Raw genomic sequence first — 4,440 nt, 5'->3', positions numbered from 1 at the left:
TTTTTATGAGTTTTAGAATATGTTGAGTTGTTATCGTTTTTTGCTTGTTTCATAGTTTTTTGGATTCCTTTCTTAACATAATTTAATTTATAATTTGAACTTATGGAGGATTTTAATGATCGATTTTACAAATGCATTTAACAATATTAGCTACTTATATCAACATCAACAGCGAGATGTGATTCAATACCATTTTATGTTACACGGATATCATATCAACGTCGCATATACTAAATGTGCAGGATTGTCCCGTCAGATTTCAGTTACTTTTGAAACCGGTGAACGAGAGGTGATTTTTTTGCCTATTCGTATAACTAAAAAAGGTGAGTCTTTATTAATAAGCGCACATGTTGGGGAATACATGTCACTTTTATACCCATTTTTTGAAAATTTTACTAGGGATGGACGTATTTCGACCACTGTGTTTTTCGAGGAATTGACAGTACGTCTTGAATCCTTAACTATGGATGACTTGCGCTATGAAAATATCCATGAATTTAGTGATCGTATTAAGCATACTAAGCATCCTCGAAGCAAAAATAAAAGCGATGACTATTATAATCCTTATTTCTTTAACATTATCCACAAAAATTTAAGTGATCGAATGCGACAGAAAATTTTTGATATGTATGATAATCCTCACGAAATTATTAAATTTCTTAAAAGTAATGGCTTAACATTAGCATTTACAGAAGATATAAATAAAGCACGTGATTTCTATACTGTGTTTAATCAACGTCGTTTAGAGATTGAGGGTAAATGCTAGTTATATAAACTTTACAAACTATATTCTATGGCTATGTGATTGTGTTCGGCATAGTCTAATAGTTCAGCTATTGTTGTTCCGGAAGATTGATTTATCACTATGCCACCAGTAGTATCATCGTTACTGTAAAAAAATAGTGTCCAATCGTCTTCATATTTTTTCAATACAATTTTTTCAATGGAAAACGGTGCTGCGTCATTTTCATATTGCTTGATCCAATCGGGAATGATATATTTTTTCATAATTTTATACCATAATATCCTTTCATATAAATATTTGTTGCTGACGGAAAATGTTTTCCGTCAGCATGTGATAATTATTTTCCTAGAGTTCGGAGCCATTCCATTAAACCATCATCACTATTCCATTGCGGCATCGCCGGAGTGTCTTTAATAGGATTTGCTTTTTCGAGAGCTTCCCGTTTGAGCGTTGTATCTGCTCGCGCATATATTTCTGTTGTCGTGACACTACTATGACCAAGTAGATCGCGAATATAAACCAAATTCACATTTGCCTGTAATAGATGCATTGCTTTTGAATGCCTGATACAGTGAGGCGAAAGTTTTTCGGGAATAAGTTCAGGATGAACTTTCCTCGCCATATCTGCGTATTTGGTTAAGATGTAGCTAATTCCAAAGCGTGAAAGCTGTTGCCCGCTTCTATTTTGAAACAGGTATGCATCATTTCCACCTGCATCAATTTTAAAATCTTTAATATATTGCTTTAATATATCCTCGGTTCTAGAAAGAAGTGGAACAACGCGTGTTTTATCTCCCTTTCCGGTTATTCTTATTGTTGCAGGTGCGCTAAAACGAATATGAACTATTTTAATATCTGCAATTTCTTGAACTCTGGCGCCAGTGTCGTACATAAGACTAAGAATGGCCAGATCACGGCGACCGTATTTGGTTTTTATATCTGGTTGTTCAAGAAGTAATTTTATGCCGTCAATAGTAAGATATTTTAACCCAGGTTCTGGTTGCTTCATTGGCCGTATGGCTAAATTTTCCTGACATTGCAGGGCACAGTCTGGTAGTGCGAATTGCAGATACCTGAAAAATGATTTTAATGCGCCTAATCGTTGATTGCAGGTACTTGCCCCACAATTTCTTTCCTTTTTGAGCCATAGCATAAAATCTTCAATTTGTTGAACATTAAGCATATCTAATGTCAGCAAATTTGGTTTTATATGTTTTTCCGTATCGTAAAACAAAAGCAGTAACCGAAATGTGTCACGATACGTAGCTATTGAATTAGGACTTAGATTTCGTTGTATTGGCAAGTATTCTGTGAAAAATTTGGTCATGTGATATGCAAAATCAGGTGTTTTATTCTTCATACATCACACCTCCGACTTCTGGAAATACATGCCCGGTTAGCTCGTCCATTTGTTCTAGCACATCTGGAAAAGCTTCAGCGGTTAATTTTAAATAATACTGTGTCGAAGCAATGCCTGTATGTCCAACGTATTTAGACAAAATAGGAAGCATCGCAGTAAGGTCAACACCTTCTTTCGCCCATTGGTTTAATCTATGACATATAAATGTGTGACGTAGATCATGAACCCGTGGTCCCAGTTCCTTGCCAAGATATGGGATTCCTGCTAACCATAGTTGTTCGCGAAAATGTCGTTCTATATTACTTACACAATATCCGGTTCCGTCTTTTTTGAAGAAGAATGGAAAGTCTTCTTCATGATCATTGTGAACAGATTCTGTATATGTTCTGCATCGAGCTGCTAGTGTTGCTGCCATTGGAACGAGTCGTTCATTTCCGTTTTTGGAATCATGAATATGAATAATTCCACGTTCGATATCAACATCGCCAACTGTAAGATTAAGAAGCTCCGATATGCGGAAACCGCATCCATAAAGCATCCGGTATAAAAGCGGAAACGAGAGATGGCGGTATGGAGAATTTGGAGTATATTCCATTTGATCTAAAGAAATAAATAGTTTCTTAATCTCTGCTTTGGTGAATACATATGCCGTATGTTGTGAAAAATGATATTTTTGCGGTGGGGCTATATAGCCGGAGTAGCCTTGGCTGTTTAAAAATATAGCAAAGTGTTGAAGATACATAATCCTCGCTGATCTTGTAGTATCATTTTCATTCGGCCGTTTTTGTGACCAAGCCAGAACAATTTCTTTCGACAATTCGTAATTTTTCACTTCATATCGTTTGCTGAATGTATCAAATACATGTAATGCGTTATATCCACCCACATAATCATATCCTAGTGCCTGCTTTTGCTTTACAAACAAATCCAACATGGGAGCAAATGGTCCATCAAAAGATCCAACTGTTCTTTTCTTCATAAGTCCACCTCCAATCCACACAGGGCAAGTTGCTTTATACTGATTCTCAAGTAAACTTCTGTGCTTGAGATATCTGCATGTCCAAGTGTTTGTGATATAACAGGGAGAGAAACATCATTTTCAAGCATTCTGGTAGCCAAACCGTGTCGAAACGCGTGCATTCCAGTACGTTTATTAGCGGGAGTATTGATACCTGCTGTTCGCATCTGTCGTGGAATAACATTACCAAGAGAATGTAATTCTCCATAAGGATACATATGAGACACAAAAATGTTTTTAACATTAGTTTCTGGACGCCCATTTTTTAAATAATCTATGATAGCCCAGCCCACGTCATCTGGTAGTGGCAAAGAAAGTGCGTGCCCAGTTTTTTGCTGACAAAACGAGATGAGTTTATCGTCCCAGTTAATGTTTGAAAATGTCAAAGTTCGGATATCGCTACTTCTAATTCCTAATCTTGCTGCAATCAGAAAAATGGCATAATTTCGTTTACCGATAGGATTTGAACGATCCACAGAATTAAGTATTTTTTCAATTTCTGTGTCGGTAAATGTGCTGGGGATTTTCTGTTGGCGGATGTTTTTTACGTGAGGGATGAAATCCGAAAGCGGAGTGTCAATAAATCCATTTTCATATCCAAAAGTTAGTAGCCTGCGAATTTCGCGTAGTGATTCAGAGACATAAGTTGTAGAATATCTTGCAAGTGATAAAATATAAGTGTTTATAATAGAGCCTGTTACAGACTTAAAATCTCGAATCCCAATATCATAAAGATAATCATGAAATCGCATAAGCCTTCCACGTAGCTGTTTCATGGTGCTTTCGGAAAAATGTCTATGCTCCTCAGCTTTTAAGAATTCCGAAAAAAGATCATGTAACTCTTCCGAAAAATCTGTTGATGGTGTACAATACTGACGGAAGATAACGTGAAATTGTGTAAAATCTGAAAGCATGTTCACAGCTCGTGTGATGCGATACATAGAATCACGTTTTTCTAAAGCTTCGGCACATACATCCTGAAGGAATTGTTGACGAAAACCCTCTGTGAATTCTTGATTGGGCTGAACTGAAGCATAAGACAATATAGATTGCCAAGTTTTATTGTAGGTCTGTACTTGACAATCGCTATATCCCTTTTGAAACATCACCTCCTTTAATTCAGAAACATAGGTTTGCAATTCTGATGTAAAAACCTTATTGAGTCCTTCCATTCTCTTCTCCTTTCTTGCTATAAATGGGTTGTTACATTAATAACCATATCAAAAAGGAAAGAAAATGTTGAGTAATTGTCGTTGTAAAACTAATAAAGAAAGGAAAGAGTCATCTGACTCAACATAATATATGACTCATAAAAAA

Annotated in this window: 5 protein-coding genes; 1 reads left to right on the top strand and 4 read right to left on the bottom strand. The window is 36.2% G+C overall.

Annotated features, from left to right (window positions below; all coding sequences use genetic code 11):
• Window positions 1-115 precede the first annotated feature (115 nt).
• On the top strand, window positions 116-766 hold the full coding sequence (locus ROSEINA2194_RS13240; protein WP_007888069.1) for a hypothetical protein: 651 nt from the start codon (window positions 116-118) through the stop codon (window positions 764-766).
• A gap of 11 nt (window positions 767-777) precedes the next feature.
• Here the strand turns inward: ROSEINA2194_RS13240 and ROSEINA2194_RS13235 are convergent, their stop codons facing one another.
• The 4 genes from ROSEINA2194_RS13235 to ROSEINA2194_RS19835 all read right to left on the bottom strand — a co-directional run bounded on the left by ROSEINA2194_RS13235 (window position 778) and on the right by ROSEINA2194_RS19835 (window position 4,295).
• The gene (locus ROSEINA2194_RS13235; RefSeq protein ID WP_007888066.1) at window positions 778-1,008 is read right to left on the bottom strand and encodes a hypothetical protein; all 231 of its coding nucleotides are present in this window, start codon (window positions 1,006-1,008) and stop codon (window positions 778-780) included.
• A gap of 74 nt (window positions 1,009-1,082) precedes the next feature.
• The gene (locus tag ROSEINA2194_RS13230) at window positions 1,083-2,105 is read right to left on the bottom strand and encodes a site-specific integrase (RefSeq protein ID WP_007888063.1); all 1,023 of its coding nucleotides are present in this window, start codon (window positions 2,103-2,105) and stop codon (window positions 1,083-1,085) included.
• Window positions 2,095-3,084 (bottom strand): tyrosine-type recombinase/integrase, encoded by a 990-nt coding sequence (locus ROSEINA2194_RS13225; protein WP_007888061.1) that lies wholly within the window; start codon window positions 3,082-3,084, stop codon window positions 2,095-2,097. The genes ROSEINA2194_RS13230 and ROSEINA2194_RS13225 overlap by 11 nt, the downstream gene beginning before the upstream one ends.
• Window positions 3,081-4,295: a site-specific integrase gene (locus ROSEINA2194_RS19835; RefSeq protein WP_007888060.1), complete on the bottom strand. Its 1,215-nt coding sequence runs from the start codon at window positions 4,293-4,295 to the stop codon at window positions 3,081-3,083. Before ROSEINA2194_RS19835 ends, ROSEINA2194_RS13225 begins: the two co-directional genes overlap by 4 nt.
• Between the last annotated feature and the right edge of the window lie 145 nt (window positions 4,296-4,440).

This window comes from Roseburia inulinivorans DSM 16841 (assembly GCF_000174195.1).
GTDB lineage: Bacteria > Bacillota > Clostridia > Lachnospirales > Lachnospiraceae > Roseburia > Roseburia inulinivorans.
Note: the sequence above shows the minus strand (reverse complement) of the source record. Positions and strands in the feature narration are given on the sequence as shown.

Excerpts from the sequence above, each read along its gene's own strand:
- ROSEINA2194_RS13240 (WP_007888069.1), top strand. The coding sequence starts at position 116 with ATGATCGATTTTACAAATGCATTTAACAATATTAGCTACTTATATCAA.
- ROSEINA2194_RS13235 (WP_007888066.1), bottom strand. The coding sequence starts at position 1,008 with ATGAAAAAATATATCATTCCCGATTGGATCAAGCAATATGAAAATGAC.
- ROSEINA2194_RS13230 (WP_007888063.1), bottom strand. The coding sequence starts at position 2,105 with ATGAAGAATAAAACACCTGATTTTGCATATCACATGACCAAATTTTTC.
- ROSEINA2194_RS13225 (WP_007888061.1), bottom strand. The coding sequence starts at position 3,084 with ATGAAGAAAAGAACAGTTGGATCTTTTGATGGACCATTTGCTCCCATG.
- ROSEINA2194_RS19835 (WP_007888060.1), bottom strand. The coding sequence starts at position 4,295 with ATGGAAGGACTCAATAAGGTTTTTACATCAGAATTGCAAACCTATGTT.